Here is a 16,085-nt window from a genome sequence, read left to right as displayed (position 1 = left end):
GGCTCAAAAGAAGGCGGGGCCGGTTACAGTTTCTCGGCTTTTTCGAGCTTTTCCAAGGCGGCCATCCACATGGTTTCGGCACGTTCCAGCCCGTCCATGACTTCGGCGTATTTCTTGTTCCATGTGGCAAGCTCGCCTGCTTTGCCGTCCTCGTAAAGAGCCGGGTCGGCCAGTTTCTTGGCAAGTTTGTCCCGCATCTCGTTGATTTTCTTTACCCTTTCCTCGTTCTTGCGCACGTCGCCGCGCAGCGCTTGAATGGCCTCGCGGCTGGGCTTTTCGGCTTTGGCGGGTTTGGGTTTGTCTTTTTCGCCCGGTTTTTCCGGCGTCAGCAGCATCTTGCGATAGGCTTGCAGGTCGTCGTCATAGGGTGTCACATGCCCGTCCTTGACCAGCCACAGACGGTCCGCGACCATCGACAACAGGTGCATGTCGTGGCTCACAAGGATCACGGCACCCGAATAGGCGGTCAGCGCCTCGACCAGCGCTTCGCGGCTTTCGATATCAAGGTGGTTTGTCGGTTCGTCGAGAATCAACAGATGCGGCGCGGGCAGGGTGGCCAAGAGCAGCGACAGGCGCGCCTTTTGTCCGCCCGACAGACGCCCCACCACCGTATCGGCCTGATCTGCCCCCAGTCCGAACCCTGCCAGACGCGCGCGCAGTTTGGCCTGTCCTTCATGCGCGCGTTCGCGCATCAGGTGTTCCAGTGGCGTTTCATCGATATAGAGTTCATCGACCTGATGCTGGGCAAAGAACCCGATCCGCAGCTTGTTGGATGTCACCATCTTGCCCCGCGCGATGGGGAGCCGGTCCGACAGCATCTTGGACAGGGTCGATTTGCCTTCGCCATTGCGCCCCAGAAGGGCGATCCGGTCGTCCTGATCGATCCGCAGGTTCAGGTCGTGCAGGATGATGTTGTTGCCATAGCCCACAGCCGCCCCTTCGGTGGCGATGATGGGCGGCGAGAGTTCTTCGGGCTTGGGGAAGGTAAAGACCGTGCGCGCCACATCTTCGGGCGCGCGGATGGTTTCCATTTTTTCCAGCGCTTTCACGCGGGATTGTGCCTGTTTCGCCTTGGATGCCTTGGCTTTGAAGCGGTCCACAAAGGCCTGCAAATGCTCGCGCTTGGCCTCTTGTTTTTTGGCCGCAGAGGCCAGCAGCGCGCGCTTTTGCGCCCGCTGCTTGGCGAACATGTCATAGGTGCCGGTATAGTAGATCAGCCCCTTGTCTTCGAGGTGCAGAATACCACCCACTGAGCGGTTCAAAAGTTCGCGGTCGTGGCTGACGATCAGCACGGTATGGGGATATTTGACCAGATAGGCCTCGAGCCAGAGCGCGCCTTCGAGGTCGAGATAGTTGGTCGGCTCGTCGAGCAGCAAGAGGTCAGGTTCGGAGAAGAGGACCGCCGCAAGGGCCACCCGCATGCGCCAGCCGCCGGAAAAGGCCGAACAGGGCATTTGCTGTTCTTCATGTGTAAAGCCCAGACCCTTGAGGATCGTTGCGGCGCGGGCTTCGGCAGACCAGGCCTCGATATCGGCAAGCCGCGTTTGCACCTCGGCGATGCGGGAGGGGTCGGTGGCGGTTTCCGCCTCGGCCAGCAGCGCCTCGCGTTCGGTATCGGCGCGCAGCACGGTGTCGATCAGCGAGACCTCGTTACCGGGGACCTCTTGACTGACACCGCCGATTTTCCAGCCTTTGGGAATCGAGACATTGCCGGTGTCCAGCACCATTTCGCCCCGGATGATCCGGAACAGGGTCGTCTTGCCAGAGCCATTACGCCCCACAAGACCCACCTTATGCCCCGTGGGGATGGTGACGGTTGCGTGTTCGACCAGCGTACGGCCTTCGACGGAGTATGTGATATCTGAAATCTTGAGCATATGCGGGCTATGCTTGATCGCTGTGATGGGGTCAATCACCCGTTTTCGCTTGTGATGCGATAGTTGCGGATGGTGCAGCAGGGCGCCGATTGCTAAGCAGCCGAAATGGAAACACAACGCACAATCTTGCGGGCCAGTCTGGTGATCATCGGTTTTGGGATGCTTTGGGGCTTTTACTGGCTGCCTTTGCGCCAGATCGATGCGCTGGGGCTGACAGGGCCTTGGGGCACGGTGGCGATCATGGTGGTCGCTGTCAGCTTGCTGCTGCCTTGGGGATGGCGCGGGCGGCATGCGCTGCGCGGCTCGCATCCGATGGCGATTGCCTCGCTTGTTCTGGGCGGCGGTTCGTTGCTGTTTTACTCGCTGGGGCTGCTTTACGGGCGTGTCGGGATTATTGTGATCCTGTTCTACCTGACCCCGATCTGGAGCACGCTGATCGGCCGCTATCTTTTCGGCTGGCCAATTACAGGTGCGCGGATTGCGGCCTTGCTGGCGGGCGTCGCAGGGCTTGTGCTGATGCTGGGGGCTGATGGCGAGGTGCCTGTGCCGCGCGGACTGGGGGAATGGCTGGGGCTTGCCAGCGGGTTTCTCTGGGCGGTCGCCTCGATCGGGATCAAGGTCAAGGCCACGGCGGGCCCTGCGGAGAGTGCGTTTCTCTTTGCGGTCGGGGCCTTGCTGGGCGGGCTGATTCTGGCCCCGCTCATGGCGCCTTTGCCTGACCTTGCCGCATTGCCGGCACCCGGTGCTGTGGTGGTCTGGGTTGTCTTTACCGGCGCGCTGTGGTGGGCGCTGTCGATTGTGGGTCTTTTGTGGGCCACGACCAAGCTGGAACCGGCGCGGGTTGGCATCTTGATGATTTCAGAGGTGCTGGTCAGCGTTGCCTCGGCGGCGCTGATCGCCGGAGAGGTTTTGTCGCTGCCGGAGTTGATGGGCGGGACTTTGGTGCTGATCGCCGGAGTGCTGGAATTCCTGCCACGGCGCAAAAGGCGCTTGCCCTAGCCGTTTGTCGGCCAGGCATGGTGTTCGTCGTCGATCACAAGCGCGTGGGCGTGGCGATGGCCGCCGCCTTGCAGATGCGGGTGATCGTCGGGCAGGTCGTCGTGGGTGTGGGTCACGACAACCGGATCGCCTTCGGGCCAGAGACGCAGCGCCGCAACCAAGCCGATCCCGCCAACAACCGCCAAGATCCCCAATGTTGGCCCCATCCCCCAAGCGGCCATCGCATTGCCCGCCAGCGGATAGGTTACCAGCCAGCACACATGCGAAAGCGCAAATTGTGCGGTAAAGACCGACTGCCGGTCTTCGCTATGGGCTGACCTGCGCAAGAGCCTGCCTTGCGGTGTCAGCGTGGCGGAATAGGCAAGCCCTGTCAGCGCCCAGAACAGCAAGAAGACCGGCCATGTGACGGTCACAAAGGCTTGCAGCCCCATCAGGCCGGTCAGCAGGGCCGCACCGGTCATCATCACGGGCCGATCACTCAGCTGTTTGAGCAGGGCAGGCAGGGCAAGGGCCGCCAGCATCGAACCACCCCCGAAGGCCGCAAGCGCAAGGGCCACATCGCCATCGGTCCCGCCAAAGCCGCTGCGCACGACGACGACAGTATTGACGATGACAAAGGCGCTGGCGGCAGCCGCGGTCAGGGTCAGCGCCAGAAGACCGCGCAGGCGGGGTGTAGCCAGATAGATGCGCACACCGCGGGTCAGACGCGCGCGAAACGGGCGGTCTTTGGTGGGCTGGCGGTGTGGCAGTGTGACGGAGAAGATCAGCAGCGCCGAAATGACAAAGCCAACGACAGTGCCGCCAAAAAGCCAATGATAGCTCATCACCAAAAGCAAGACGCCTGCAAGTGCGGGACTGATCAGGTTTTCAAGGTCATAAGCCAGGCGGGACATGGACAGCGCGCGGGAATAGTCGTCTTCGTCCTCCAGAACATCGGGGATTGTGGCCTGAAACGTGGGCGTAAAGGTCGCCGATGCGGATTGAAGCAGGAAAATCGCCAGATAAATCTGCCAGACCTCGGTGATAAAGGGCAGGGACAGGGCAACACCCGCCCGCACCAGATCGGCGGCAATCAGAACCGGTCGGCGGGGCAGGGTCGCAACCAGCGCGCCCGCAACCGGGGACAGCCCGACATAGGCGACCATCTTGATGGCATAGGCCGTGCCCAGAACGGTGCTCGCCCCCGTCCCCGCAAGATCATAGGCCAGCAGGCCAAGAGCCACAGTCAGCAATCCTGTCCCTGTCAGTGCGACAACCTGCGCCGCAAAGAGCCTGCCAAAGACGGGATGAAAAAGCAGCTGCCACATCATGCGGGTGTAGCCTGTCGCGGGGGCAAGTGTAAATCACGGCTTTTCATGGCCGAGGCCGCATGCTAGGGCGCAGCCATCCATTCAACGGGGTTTCCCCGCAGCATATGTAAGAGGCTCAACATGGCGATCCAGCGTACTTTTTCCATCATCAAACCCGATGCCACCAAGCGTAACCTGACGGGCGCAATCGTGGCCAAATTCGAAGAGGCCGGTCTGCGGATCGTCGCTTCCAAGCGCATCCATCTGACTTTGGCACAGGCGCAGCAGTTCTACGGTGTGCACAAGGACCGTCCATTCTTTGGCGAACTTTGCGAGTTCATGATCTCTGAACCTATTGTGGTGCAGGTTCTGGAAGGCGAAGACGCGATTGCAAAGAACCGTGAAGTCATGGGTGCAACCAACCCCGCAGACGCCGCACCCGGCACCATCCGCAAGGAATTCGCACTGTCCATCGGTGAAAACTCGGTCCACGGGTCCGACGCGCCGGAAACGGCTGCCGAAGAGATCGCATTCTTCTTCTCCGGTCTTGAACTGGTCGGGTAAGTCATTGGTAAGTCGGGGTTAACCCCGACCTACAGTCATATCGTGAAAGCCGCGCGCACCGGATGGTGCGGGCGGCTTTTTCATTTTCGGGCTTGGACCACACCGATCTGGTTCAGGAACCGTTCCAGCTCTGATCGCCCTTCGTCGAAACTGCCGGCTTTGATCTTGTCGAACTGGCGGCGGAGCGCTTTTTTCTCCTCGCCCTTGCAGTCGTTCCATGGCCGCCCTTGCAGCGCCATATGCAGCACGTAATAGCCGATGAAATGGGGTTTGGTGCCGCCTTCGAGCATCTTGGCATAGGCCGCGTCGGCGCCCAAGGCGTGCAATTGCTCTGCCGTGGTGATGCCCACGGCTGTCATCTGCGCCGCGAAGGCCGGACCGATGTTTTTGATGGAGGTAAGCTCTGCCATGACGCGACTTTATCGCGGCAGGGAAAAAAGGCCAGTGAGGTTTGGGGCGGATCGGGGAGGACAATCCGTTGACAGCGGCCTCACCGGCCTGAAGACCTGTGCCTAGATACTGGCGAAGTCCGTATAAAGCGGCGCACCGGGTGCGGTTTGCATCTGCTGTGGCGGTGTTGCGCCTTGCATTTGCTGGGCAGTGTCCAGCGTCTGCTGGCTCTGGGAAGGGGCCTGATGGTTTGCACCGGGTTGCGGTGCGGGGGTGTTTGCAGCGGCCATTTTGTTGGTCCTTTAGCTTGCTCGTGGGTTAACTTTACGCAGCATAACGCCGTTCTGACTACATGGCTGTGTCTTCAACGAGGTTGTGACGTGACATATTTGTGACCAATGGTCCGGGTTTTAGGGTTTTCCGCGCTTTGGTGCCGCACCGCCACCCTTGCCTAAGCTCTTGCGCGGCTTGGCTTTTCCGCCCGGAGGGACGAACCGCTTGGAGGTGTCTTTTGCGTTACCGGCGGGTTTGCCAGCGGGTTTGTCGCCACCGGGCTTGCGGGGTTTTGTGTCAGCATTGAAACGTGGTTTACCTTTTCCGGCGGGTTTTGACCCATCGGATTTGGCCTTGTAAGGCGGCTTGCTGCGTTTTTCGACAAGTGCATCGCCGTGATCGCGGCGTTCCGGCTTGTGGCGCGGTTTGCGGGCCTTGTAGTCATCGGCAGCGCCCGGAATGGGCTGGATTGCAGCCACATGATCCTGCTGGGACGGTGGCGGCGGGGCCATATCGCGCGGTGCATGCCGCTTGGGTTTGTCGGCATAGTCGCGCTTTGGTTTATCGCCGAAATCACGCTTGGGTTTGTCCCCATAGTCGCGCTTTGGCTTGTCGCCCGCGTCGCGTTTGGGCTTGTCGGCATAATCGTTCTTTGTTTTGCGCGGGCCACGCTCGCCCAGTTGGGGCGGGCCATCGAGGGCGGTCAGCGTCGCTTGGTTTTCCAGCTTCATGTCGCTGCCAACGGCCTTGAGGAAACCGGCAACTGCGGGTTCCGCTATCTCGACGAAAGTCTCGTTGGGCTGAATGCGGATCGCGCCGATCTCGTTCTTGGTAATGTCACCGGCCTTGCAGATCATCGGCAAGAGCCAGCGGGCCTCGGCCTTGCCTTCGCGGCCCACATCGACGCTGAACCATTTTGACGGGCCAAAGGCCTTGTGTTCGCGCGGTGCGCGCTCTTCGCGGGGGCTGCGTTCCTTGGTTTGGGGGCCGTCCTTGTAGTCGCTCAGATGCTCGGGCGCGGATTGCTTGCCGGCGTAAAGGCGCAGGTAGGCGGCGGCGATCTTTTCGGGGGTGTGTTCGGCCAAAAGGCGCGTTGCAAATTCCTGTTCGCTTTCGCTGAAGTCTTCGGTCCAGACCGGATCATTCAACAGACGCTCTTCATCTTTGGCTTTGATGTCTTCGGCTGTCGGCGGGCTGGCCCATGTCGCGTCAAGCTTGCCCCAGGTCAGCAGGTTTTCCGCGCGACGCTTCATTTTGGCCGGCGCGATCATCGCCGAAATCCCTTTGCGTCCGGCACGGCCTGTGCGGCCAGAGCGGTGCAGGAGCGTTTCGGCATTGGTGGGCAGTTCGGCGTGAATGACCAGTTCAAGGTTGGGAAGGTCGATCCCGCGTGCGGCCACGTCGGTCGCCACACAGACCCGCGCGCGACCGTCACGCATGGCTTGCAGCGCGTGCGAGCGTTCGGCTTGCGATAACTCGCCTGACAGCGCGACCGTCGCGAAACCGCGGTTTGCCAAACGTGTCGTCAGTCGGGTGACCGAGGCGCGGGTGTTGCAGAAAACGATCGCGTTGGGTGCATCGTAAAAGCGCAAAAGGTTGATGATCGCCGCGTCGATATCGTGGTTGGCAACGCTCAGCGCGCGGTATTCGATATCGGCGTGCTGGCTTTCCTTGGCGGTGGTGGCCACGCGCACGGCGTCTTTTTGATAGGATTTGGCCAGCTTCACGATGGCGGCAGGGACCGTGGCCGAGAACATCAGCGTGCGGCGCGTTTCGGGCGCTTCGCCCAAGATGAATTCCAGGTCTTCGCGGAAACCCAGATCCAGCATCTCGTCGGCTTCGTCCAGGACGATCGCGCGGATGTCGGACATATCAAGGCTGCCGCGCATGATGTGGTCTTTCAGGCGGCCCGGTGTGGCCACAACAATATGCGCGCCCCGTTCCAGCGCGCGGCGTTCGTCGCGCATGTCCATGCCGCCCACACAGGATGCCATGGTCACTCCGGCTGCGGCATAGAGCCACTGGAGTTCGCGTTTCACCTGCAGGGCCAGTTCGCGGGTCGGAGCGATGACCAAGGCCAACGGCCGGCCGGCGGGGCCGAATGTGCCGTCCTCGGTCAGGATGGTCGGGCCGATGGCGAGGCCGAAGCCGACTGTTTTGCCCGATCCGGTTTGTGCCGAGACCAGCAGGTCCTGGCCTTCCAGTGCCTCGTCTGTGACTGCGATCTGAACAGGTGTCAGTTCGGTATAGCCTTGTTTGGCGAGGGCATCGGCGAGGGTCGTGATCATAGGGTCGGGCTTTCTAAGGCGGATAAGTCACGCGCACTACGCCCAGCGGGGCGGTTTGTATAGGGGGGATGTAAGCGTTTCTTGGCGATTGTGGGACTGGGGCGCTGCCCCAGACCCCGGGATATTTTTACTCAAAAGAAGATGGATTGGCCGTGAACCATGCGTCGATCCGCGCTTTGAGGGCCGCCCAGATCGCGGGCGCCCCTTTTTCGACTTTGACACCGACGCGGGATTGCAGTTGTGCGGCGGTCACCTTGTATTCCGGCCAGGTGCCGCCACCGGTTTCCAGATTGGAAATCACAGGCTGCACACGGTCGATGGATTTGGCGAAAATCGCATCATCGGTTTCAGCGGCTTCGAATTCATCCCAGAGCGCGCGGAAGGCCTGCGCCTGATCGCTGGGCAGAAGCCCGAAGAGACGGTCCGCTGCGGCCTTTTCGATGCGGTCTATGGCCACCGGATCGTGGTTCGCGTGGATCGGCGTGTCGCCTGCGTCAATTTCGACAAGATCGTGGATCAAGAGCATCTTGATGACACGGTCGATATTGACGGGCCTGATCGCATGTTCGGCCATGACCATGGCATAAAGCGCGATGTGCCAACTGTGTTCGCCCGCGTTCTCGCGGCGTGAGCCATCGCAAAGCGTGGTGCCCCGCAGGACGGATTTCAGCTTGTCCGCTTCGATCAGGAAGCCAAGCTGCCCATCAAGGCGCGTGGTCATCTAGCGGGTGACGCGACGCGGTGCGCCGTTGGCGGAACTTTCCGTTGGGGGTTCGCCGATCTCTGGCACCTCCGCCACAGAGGCGGGCAGATCTTCGGTTTCGGGCTCTTCGGTCAGGCCTTGCAGGGGGGCTGGCGGTGGTTTTGGCGCCTCGGCGTAATTGGTGGCTTGGCGCTGTGCGAGGATGCCCCGCGCCCGCGCTTCGGCGCGCCGCACCCGCACCGCCGTCAGATAGCTTTCCTGCAGGGTCTGCGACGAGGCACCCAGCACTTCACCGATCATATCGACAATCGCGATATCACCAGAGGCTTCTTGGTCCGCGAGCGCAAGATCTGCCAATTCACCCGCAACTTTCTCCACATAGGAGTCGGCCATGGTTTACCTCGTGTTCTCTGTCAGGCGCCGCCGGACATAGGTGCGCACGGTGTCAATCATCGGGTCCATATAAGGGTCTTCAAAGAAGTGGCCCGCGCCCTTCATTTCGTCATGGGTCACGGTGATGCCCTTTTGCTCGTGCAGTTTGTTCACAAGGCTGACCGTATCGGCGGGCGGTGCCACGCGGTCGTTTGATCCGTTGATGATCAGACCGGAGGCCGGGCAGGGGGCCAGAAAGCTGAAGTCATACATATTGGCCGGAGGGCTGACCGAGATGAACCCGGTGATTTCCGGCCGCCGCATCAAAAGCTGCATGCCGATCCATGCGCCGAAGGAAAAACCGGCCACCCAGCAATGTTTGGCGTTGCTGTTCATCGATTGCAGATAATCGAGCGCGGAGGCCGCATCGGACAATTCGCCCACGCCCTGATCGTATTCGCCCTGGCTGCGCCCGACCCCGCGGAAGTTGAACCGCAAGACGGTGAACCCCATGTTGTAGAAGGCATAGTGCAAATTATAGACGACCCGGTTGTTCATTGTGCCGCCGAACTGCGGGTGCGGATGCAAGACGATCGCAATCGGTGCGTCACGGTCTTTTTGCGGGTGATAGCGTCCCTCGAGGCGACCTTCGGGTCCGGGAAAGATGACTTCGGGCATAGGTGTTCCGTCGCTGCTGTGGGTGCCTTCGGCATTCTTGACGAAAATGCTCGGACACCTTAGAAAGATTCTAAACTAGGCGGTACCGCCCGCGTTGTCGTGATCTCGGTCAAGTAATGAAGCAGGGCAGCGCCGTCAATGATATTGCGCCGGGCGCGCAGGGGGACATGGGATGAAGTTAAGCACCAAAGGCCGCTATGCGATGGTCGCTCTTGCTGATCTTGCCCTGCAAAAGGACGCAGGGCTGGTCAATCTGACCGAGATTTCCAAGCGGCAGGATATCTCATTGCCCTATCTGGAGCAGTTGTTTGTCAAGCTGCGCCGCGCGGGACTGGTGGAATCCGTGCGTGGCCCCGGCGGCGGGTATCGTTTGGCCCGTGCGGCATCCGACATCCGCGTGTCAGAAATTCTGGGTGCGGTGGATGAGACCGTGTCGGCCATGCACAAAGGTGCGGGCGCATCGGGTGGTGCGTCTGGATCGCGTGCCCAATCCATGACCAACCGGCTGTGGGAGGGGCTGAGCGCGCATGTATATGTGTTTTTGCATCAGGCCCGTCTGTCGGATGTGGTGAGCAACGAATTGGCCCCCTGTCCGGCGGTGCCTGCCTTGTTTGAGGTTGTGGATGAGGCGTAGCAGGGGGCGCTGCCCCCGGCCTGCGGCCTCCCCCGAGGTATTTTTGAACAAAAGAAGATGATGAGAACCTATCTGGATCATAATGCGACCACACCGCTGCGGGCCGAGGCCCGTCAGGCGATGCTGGCGGCCATGGATGTGGTGGGCAATCCGTCGTCGGTCCATGCCGAAGGGCGGGCGGCCAAGGGGATCATCGAGACAGCGCGTGCGCAAGTGGCCGATGCTGTGGGTGCCTCTGGCGCGGATGTCGTGTTTACCTCTGGCGCGACCGAGGCCGCCGCTTTGGCGCTCGCGGGGCGCGGGCTGAAGGCGGCCCCCATCGAGCATGACGCGGTCCATGCCTGGATTGATCCGTGTCTGCCTTTGCTGGATGGTGCGGTGCAGGTGGATGATCCGGCGGGATCGGTGGTGCAACTGGCCAATTCCGAAACGGGGATTGTGCAGGACCTGCCGCAGGGCCTTGCGGTCAGCGACATCACCCAAGGCTTTGGCAAGGTGCCTTTTGCCTTTTCGTGGTCCGGTGTGCAGATGGTGTTTCTGTCGGCCCATAAGTTTGGGGGGCCCAAAGGTGCTGGCGCGCTGATTTTTCCGGCGGGCACCGATGTTGCGGCCCAGATCAAAGGTGGCGGGCAGGAAATGGGCCGCCGTTCCGGCACTGAAAACGTGATTGCGATTGCGGGGATGGGTGCTGCTGCGGTCGCGGCACAGGCTGATCTGGCCGCGGGCAAGTGGGAGCGGGTTGCCAAACTTAGAAATATTCTAGAAAAGGCCATTGAGGCTTCCGAAAAGAATACTATTTTTGTCGGGAAAGGGTTGCAGCGCCTGCCTAACACCAGTTGTTTTGTCACTCCGGGATGGAAAGGCGAGACGCAGGTGATGGCGATGGATCTGGCTGGTTTCGCTGTCTCTGCGGGTTCGGCCTGTTCGAGCGGCAAGGTCAAGGTCAGCCGGGTTTTGCAGGCTCTTGGCCTGGATGATGAAGCGGCGGCAGGTGCATTGCGCGTGTCGCTGGGCATCGAGACGACAGAAGACGAAGTCATGCGCTTTGTGCAGGCTTGGACCGAGAAACGCGCCCGCAGACGGGCCGCTTGAGAGGATGATGAGATGACTGCTTTGGATGTGACGGAAGTCAAAGAAGGCGTTGATCAGGAGACCGTGGATGCGGTCAAGGAACTCTCGGGCAATTACAAATACGGCTGGGAAACCGAGATCGAGATGGACTACGCCCCCAAGGGCGTGAACCCCGATATCGTGCGCCTGATCTCTTCCAAGAACGAAGAGCCGGAGTGGATGACAGAGTGGCGTTTGTCGGCATTCGCGCGCTGGGAAAAGATCAAGGAACCCACGTGGGCCATGGTCAACTACCCCGATATCGATTTTCAGGACATCTATTACTATGCCCGCCCCAAGAGCATGGAAGTGAAGCCGAAATCGCTGGATGATGTCGATCCCAAGCTGTTGGCGACTTACGCCAAGCTGGGTATCCCTTTGAAAGAGCAGGCGATTTTGGCCGGTGTCGAAGGCGCCGAGGATATCCCGGCGGAAGGCCGCAAGGTCGCCGTGGATGCGGTTTTTGATAGTGTCTCGGTTGGCACGACCTTTCAGGCGGAACTGAAAAAGGCTGGCGTGATTTTCTGTTCGATCTCGGAAGCGATCCGCGAGCATCCCGAACTGGTCAAGAAGTACCTTGGGACGGTCGTGCCTGCCTCGGATAACTTCTATGCCACGCTGAATTCTGCTGTCTTTTCGGACGGGTCGTTTGTCTATATTCCGCCGGGGGTGCGCTGCCCGATGGAACTGAGCACCTATTTCCGCATCAATGCCGAGAATACAGGCCAGTTCGAGCGGACTCTGATCATCGCCGACAAGGGGTCATATGTGTCCTACCTTGAAGGCTGCACCGCACCCAAGCGCGATGTGGCCCAGCTTCATGCGGCGGTGGTCGAGATCATCATCGAAGAAGATGCCGAAGTGAAATATTCCACCGTGCAGAACTGGTATCCCGGTGACGAGAACGGGGTGGGCGGTATCTATAACTTTGTCACCAAACGCGCCGACTGTCGCGGTGACCGCGCCAAGGTGATGTGGACCCAGGTGGAAACCGGTTCGGCTGTGACTTGGAAGTATCCAAGCTGCATTCTGCGCGGGGATGACAGCCAGGGCGAATTTTATTCCATCGCCATCGCCAACAATATGCAGCAGGCCGACACAGGCACGAAGATGGTCCATCTGGGCAAGCGCACGAAGTCGCGGATCGTGTCCAAGGGGATTTCGGCGGGCAAAGCGCAGAACACCTATCGCGGGCTGGTGTCGATGCACCCCAAAGCCAAGGAATCACGCAACTATACGCAATGCGACAGCTTGCTGATCGGCGACAAATGTGGTGCGCATACAGTGCCTTACATCGAAGTGCGCAACAACTCTTCGCGGGTCGAACACGAGGCGACGACATCGAAAGTGGATGATGATCAGCTGTTCTATTGCCGCTCGCGCGGGATGGACGAGGAAGAGGCCGTGGCGCTTGTTGTGAACGGGTTCTGCAAAGAGGTGCTTCAGGCGCTCCCGATGGAATTTGCGATGGAAGCGCAGGCGCTCGTGGCGATCTCGCTGGAAGGTTCTGTCGGCTGAGTGTCGGCACATCAAAGGAAGCTGACGTGAACGATCCCCGCGATCCTTTTTTGGCGCAGTACCGTGCGAAACCACTTTGCTGGTCGTGCCGTGCAGATGATGTCTGCCCGGGCGGGGATTATGACATGAGTTTTGGTCTTGCTGGGCGCTATTCTTTTGCGGCCCCGTCAACTTTTTGCCCAACTTCAGTGCTAGCCGGTACGCAACGTACAGATCATGGGGTTGGGGCCGATGCCCACTGCAAAGCAAGATATCAACGACTTTCGCGATCGCGTAAAGCGCATCGGGAACCCGCGCAACACGTCCTATTACGATCGCGATCTGGGGATGGAGATCCCCAAGCGCGTGTCGCACAAGGAAATCAAAAAGAAGAACAAAAAACCCTCGGTGCTGTCCACGTTGCTCGTATCGGTGATTCTGGGCGGTCTTGGCTTGATGTTCGCGCAGGTCGTGCGAATCCGGTACTTTGGCCTGACAGAACCCAGCAACCTGGTCTTGTATCTGGAGCTGTTCATCGCTTTCTGGGCAGTGGTGATGTTGGCGGCCCTGATGGATCGGCGCAAGACCTCGGAACGGATCGCGCAAGTCGTCGGCGTCGCGGTCATGATGGTCGCGGGGCACAATATTATCTGGCGGTGGCCGGATCAGCTGGCGATCATCTATACGCCGGCCCACGTCGAACAAGTGCTCGAAACGACGACCCAGCATTCGGTCGTCGTGCGCGGTTCGGTTTACGGTCTGTAAATACACACAATTTTCAAGGTTTTGCCCTGCGCGGGTTACGCTGCGCGGGGGCTATTGCCTTGTCTGAAATGCATCTGGATGTAGGAGAATAAAATGCTGGAAATCAAGGGCCTGAAGGTCAAACTTGCAGAAGAAGACAAGCAGATCCTGAAGGGTGTTGATCTGAGCATTGCGCCCGGCATGGTCCATGCGATCATGGGGCCGAACGGGTCTGGCAAATCGACTTTGTCTTATGTGCTGTCGGGCAAAGGCGGCTACGAAGTGACCGGTGGTTCGGCCACGCTTGAAGGCGCGGACCTGCTCGCGATGGAGCCCGAAGACCGCGCGGCTGCGGGTCTTTTTCTTGCCTTCCAGTATCCTGTCGAAATCCCCGGTGTGGGCAACATGACCTTTTTGCGGACTGCCGTGAACGCTCAGCGCAAAGCGCGTGGCGAAGACGAACTGAGTGCGGGTGATTTCCTCAAAGAGGTCCGTGCCAAGGCCAAGGACCTCAAGATCGACGCGGAAATGCTCAAGCGTCCGGTCAATGTCGGATTCTCGGGTGGTGAGAAAAAGCGTAATGAAATCCTACAGATGGCGATGCTGGAACCAAAGATGTGCATTCTGGACGAGACCGATTCCGGCCTTGATGTGGATGCGATGAAACTGGTTTCTGAAGGGGTGAATGCCCTGCGCTCGACGGGTCGGTCTTTCCTGGTCATCACCCACTATCAGCGCCTGCTGGATCACATCAAACCCGATGTCGTCCATATCATGGCCGATGGCCGGATCGTCAAAACAGGCGGCCCTGATCTGGCACTGGAAGTCGAAAACAACGGCTATGCCGATATTCTGGCAGAGGTCGCCTGATGGCATTGGCAAAACTGAAAATGGACGCAACACAGGCGCGTCTGGCCGATGTGGTGCTGCCGGATGGCGCGGCTTGGGGCAATGCGGCGCGTGCGGATGCTTTGGCGCGGGTGCAGGCGATGGGATTGCCGACCAAGCGGGACGAGTATTGGAAATACACTGATCCGGCTTCGCTGGTGGCACATGACGCCCCGAAAGCTGCGCTTTTTCACAATGACGAAGGCCCTTTGTTCACAGCTGTGGATCGGGTACGCGTCGTTTTTGTGGATGGTGTGTTTGATGCCGATGCTTCGGACGATCTGCGCGCCGAAGGGCTAGAGATTGAACGGCTGTCCGATGCCATGAAGACCGATATCCATTGGGCCAAGGACGTCTATGGCGTGCTTGAAACGCGCGGGCAGACCCCTGTGGCGCGGCCTTTGGCGGCGCTGAACACGGCACTTGCCACTGATGGTGTTGTGATCCGTGTGACAGGCAAAGCGTCAAAGCCGGTCAATCTGATCTACCTGCATCAGGATGAAAACTCGGATGCGATCTTGCACAATGTGGTCAAGGTCGAGGCGGGTGCAGAGGTGACGTTGCTCGAAACCGGCCCCGCTGCGGCGCGCTTTTCCAAGGCACTCGAAGTCGACATCGCAGATGGCGGCACGTTTCACCACGTGCGCGCCCAAGGCCGCGACCACGAACGGCGCGCGGTGACCCATTGTTTTGCGCGCCTCGGTGCGGCAGCGACGTTCAAATCCTTTACCCTGACCTTCAACGGGGTACTGACCCGCAACGAATGCATCCTCGAGATCGTGGGCAATGATGCCGTGGCCCATGTCGCGGGCGCTTGCGTCGGTGACGGGAAGGATTTCCATCACGACGATACGGTCTTTGTCACGCATGACGCGGTGAATTGCGAAAGCCGACAAGTCTTTAAGAAGGTCTTGCGCAACGGGGCGACAGGCGTGTTCCAAGGCAAGATCCTGGTCAAGCCGGGCGCGCAAAAGACCGATGGCTATCAGATCAGCCAAGCGCTTTTGCTGGATGATGACAGCCAGTTTCTTGCCAAGCCCGAGCTTGAAATCTACGCCGATGACGTGGCCTGCTCGCACGGTTCGACCTCTGGGGCGATTGACGAAACAGCCCTGTTCTATCTGCGCTCGCGCGGCGTGTCACACAATGAGGCGCGCAATTTGCTGACCCTGTCATTTGTCGCGGAGGCGCTTGAAGAAATCGCAGACGACACGCTGGCTGATGAATTGCGCGACCGGCTGGAAGGCTGGTTGTCACGGCATAGCTGATGGCAGTCACCAACGACATTGTCCGGACATGGCGCCGGCCGCGTGCGGTCATGCGTGATCTGCTGGCGCAGGGCAAACGCGAGGACCGCGCCATTGCCTATCTGATGATCAGTTGCTTTCTGATCTTCGTGGCGCAATGGCCGCGCCTGTCGCGTCAGGCTGCGGGCTTTGAATTGCCGCCCGGCGCAGAGGTGCCAGAGCTGGACCGGCTGATGACTTACGAGTTCTTTGCATGGCTCATGGTCTGGCCATTATTGCTTTATTTTCTGGCAGGCTTTACGCATCTGGTTGCCAAAGTGGTCGGAGGCAAAGGCGACTTCTACGGCGCACGGCTTGCGCTTTTCTGGAGCCTGCTGGCGACAACGCCGCTTTTGCTGTTGTATGGGCTGGCTGCTGGTTTTGTCGGACCCGGGCCGCAAACAAATCTGGTCGGGGCCTTGTGGATCGCGGCCTTTATGATCATCTGGATCCAATCCCTACGCGAGGCTGAAAGCTCAGTATGACAGTCGAT

At 59.8% G+C, this 16,085-nt stretch carries 17 protein-coding genes; 9 read left to right on the top strand and 8 right to left on the bottom strand.

Annotated elements, in window-relative coordinates:
- Positions 1 to 23: 23 nt before the first annotated feature.
- Positions 24 to 1,877, bottom strand: a complete 1,854-nt coding sequence (locus tag NWQ23_RS05475; protein ID WP_306165247.1) for an ABC-F family ATP-binding cassette domain-containing protein — start codon at positions 1,875 to 1,877, stop codon at positions 24 to 26.
- 105 nt (positions 1,878 to 1,982) lie between these two features.
- Here NWQ23_RS05475 and NWQ23_RS05470 point away from each other — a divergent pair, with 105 nt between their 5' ends.
- A complete protein-coding gene (locus NWQ23_RS05470; RefSeq protein ID WP_306165246.1) occupies positions 1,983 to 2,876 on the top strand; it encodes a DMT family transporter in 894 nt (297 codons plus the stop codon).
- Here the strand turns inward: NWQ23_RS05470 and NWQ23_RS05465 are convergent.
- Positions 2,873 to 4,183 (bottom strand): MFS transporter, encoded by a 1,311-nt coding sequence (locus NWQ23_RS05465; RefSeq protein WP_306165245.1) that lies wholly within the window; start codon positions 4,181 to 4,183, stop codon positions 2,873 to 2,875. The two genes, NWQ23_RS05470 and NWQ23_RS05465, sit on opposite strands and share 4 nt — an antisense overlap.
- Positions 4,184 to 4,306: 123 nt before the next feature.
- On the opposite strand from NWQ23_RS05465, the gene ndk reads away from it, so the two are divergent.
- Positions 4,307 to 4,729, top strand: a complete 423-nt coding sequence (gene ndk / locus NWQ23_RS05460; RefSeq protein WP_007204997.1) for a nucleoside-diphosphate kinase — start codon at positions 4,307 to 4,309, stop codon at positions 4,727 to 4,729.
- Between the two features lie 80 nt (positions 4,730 to 4,809).
- On the opposite strand, the gene NWQ23_RS05455 is transcribed toward ndk, so the two are convergent.
- From NWQ23_RS05455 to NWQ23_RS05430, 6 genes are all read right to left on the bottom strand, one after another.
- Entirely contained in the window at positions 4,810 to 5,139 is a 330-nt protein-coding gene (locus NWQ23_RS05455; protein WP_306165244.1) for a TfoX/Sxy family protein, read from the bottom strand.
- A 102-nt stretch (positions 5,140 to 5,241) separates the two neighbouring features.
- Positions 5,242 to 5,409 carry a hypothetical protein gene (locus NWQ23_RS05450; RefSeq protein ID WP_306165243.1) on the bottom strand — a complete coding sequence of 56 codons (168 nt, stop codon included), beginning with the start codon at positions 5,407 to 5,409 and terminating at the stop codon, positions 5,242 to 5,244.
- Between the two features lie 120 nt (positions 5,410 to 5,529).
- Complete coding sequence (locus NWQ23_RS05445; protein WP_306165242.1) at positions 5,530 to 7,680, bottom strand: DEAD/DEAH box helicase; 2,151 nt, start codon at positions 7,678 to 7,680, stop codon at positions 5,530 to 5,532.
- 127 nt (positions 7,681 to 7,807) lie between these two features.
- A complete protein-coding gene (locus NWQ23_RS05440) occupies positions 7,808 to 8,401 on the bottom strand; it encodes an HD family hydrolase (RefSeq protein ID WP_306165241.1) in 594 nt (197 codons plus the stop codon).
- Positions 8,402 to 8,776 carry a hypothetical protein gene (locus tag NWQ23_RS05435; protein WP_306165240.1) on the bottom strand — a complete coding sequence of 125 codons (375 nt, stop codon included), beginning with the start codon at positions 8,774 to 8,776 and terminating at the stop codon, positions 8,402 to 8,404.
- Between the two features lie 3 nt (positions 8,777 to 8,779).
- Positions 8,780 to 9,433 (bottom strand): alpha/beta hydrolase, encoded by a 654-nt coding sequence (locus tag NWQ23_RS05430; protein WP_306165239.1) that lies wholly within the window; start codon positions 9,431 to 9,433, stop codon positions 8,780 to 8,782.
- Positions 9,434 to 9,605: 172 nt separating this feature from the next.
- Here NWQ23_RS05430 and NWQ23_RS05425 point away from each other — a divergent pair, with 172 nt between their 5' ends.
- The 7 genes from NWQ23_RS05425 (at position 9,606) to NWQ23_RS05395 (ending at position 16,077) form a co-directional block, all read left to right on the top strand.
- Positions 9,606 to 10,067 (top strand): Rrf2 family transcriptional regulator, encoded by a 462-nt coding sequence (locus NWQ23_RS05425; RefSeq protein ID WP_306165238.1) that lies wholly within the window; start codon positions 9,606 to 9,608, stop codon positions 10,065 to 10,067.
- A gap of 57 nt (positions 10,068 to 10,124) precedes the next feature.
- Positions 10,125 to 11,159: a cysteine desulfurase family protein gene (locus NWQ23_RS05420; RefSeq protein WP_306165237.1), complete on the top strand. Its 1,035-nt coding sequence runs from the start codon at positions 10,125 to 10,127 to the stop codon at positions 11,157 to 11,159.
- A gap of 12 nt (positions 11,160 to 11,171) precedes the next feature.
- Complete coding sequence (gene sufB, locus NWQ23_RS05415) at positions 11,172 to 12,695, top strand: Fe-S cluster assembly protein SufB (protein ID WP_306165236.1); 1,524 nt, start codon at positions 11,172 to 11,174, stop codon at positions 12,693 to 12,695.
- 231 nt (positions 12,696 to 12,926) lie between these two features.
- On the top strand, positions 12,927 to 13,439 hold the full coding sequence (locus NWQ23_RS05410) for a hypothetical protein (protein ID WP_306165235.1): 513 nt from the start codon (positions 12,927 to 12,929) through the stop codon (positions 13,437 to 13,439).
- Between the two features lie 93 nt (positions 13,440 to 13,532).
- Positions 13,533 to 14,288, top strand: coding sequence for a Fe-S cluster assembly ATPase SufC (sufC, locus tag NWQ23_RS05405; RefSeq protein WP_306165234.1), 756 nt, complete (start codon positions 13,533 to 13,535; stop codon positions 14,286 to 14,288).
- A complete protein-coding gene (locus NWQ23_RS05400; RefSeq protein WP_306165233.1) occupies positions 14,288 to 15,574 on the top strand; it encodes a SufD family Fe-S cluster assembly protein in 1,287 nt (428 codons plus the stop codon). The genes sufC and NWQ23_RS05400 overlap by 1 nt, the downstream gene beginning before the upstream one ends.
- Positions 15,574 to 16,077, top strand: a complete 504-nt coding sequence (locus NWQ23_RS05395) for a hypothetical protein (protein WP_306165232.1) — start codon at positions 15,574 to 15,576, stop codon at positions 16,075 to 16,077. The genes NWQ23_RS05400 and NWQ23_RS05395 overlap by 1 nt, the downstream gene beginning before the upstream one ends.
- Positions 16,078 to 16,085 lie beyond the last annotated feature (8 nt).

It is taken from the genome of Yoonia sp., from assembly GCF_030731595.1.
In the GTDB taxonomy this organism is placed as follows: Bacteria; Pseudomonadota; Alphaproteobacteria; order Rhodobacterales; family Rhodobacteraceae; genus Yoonia.
This window is presented reverse-complemented; position numbering and strand designations above follow the sequence as displayed.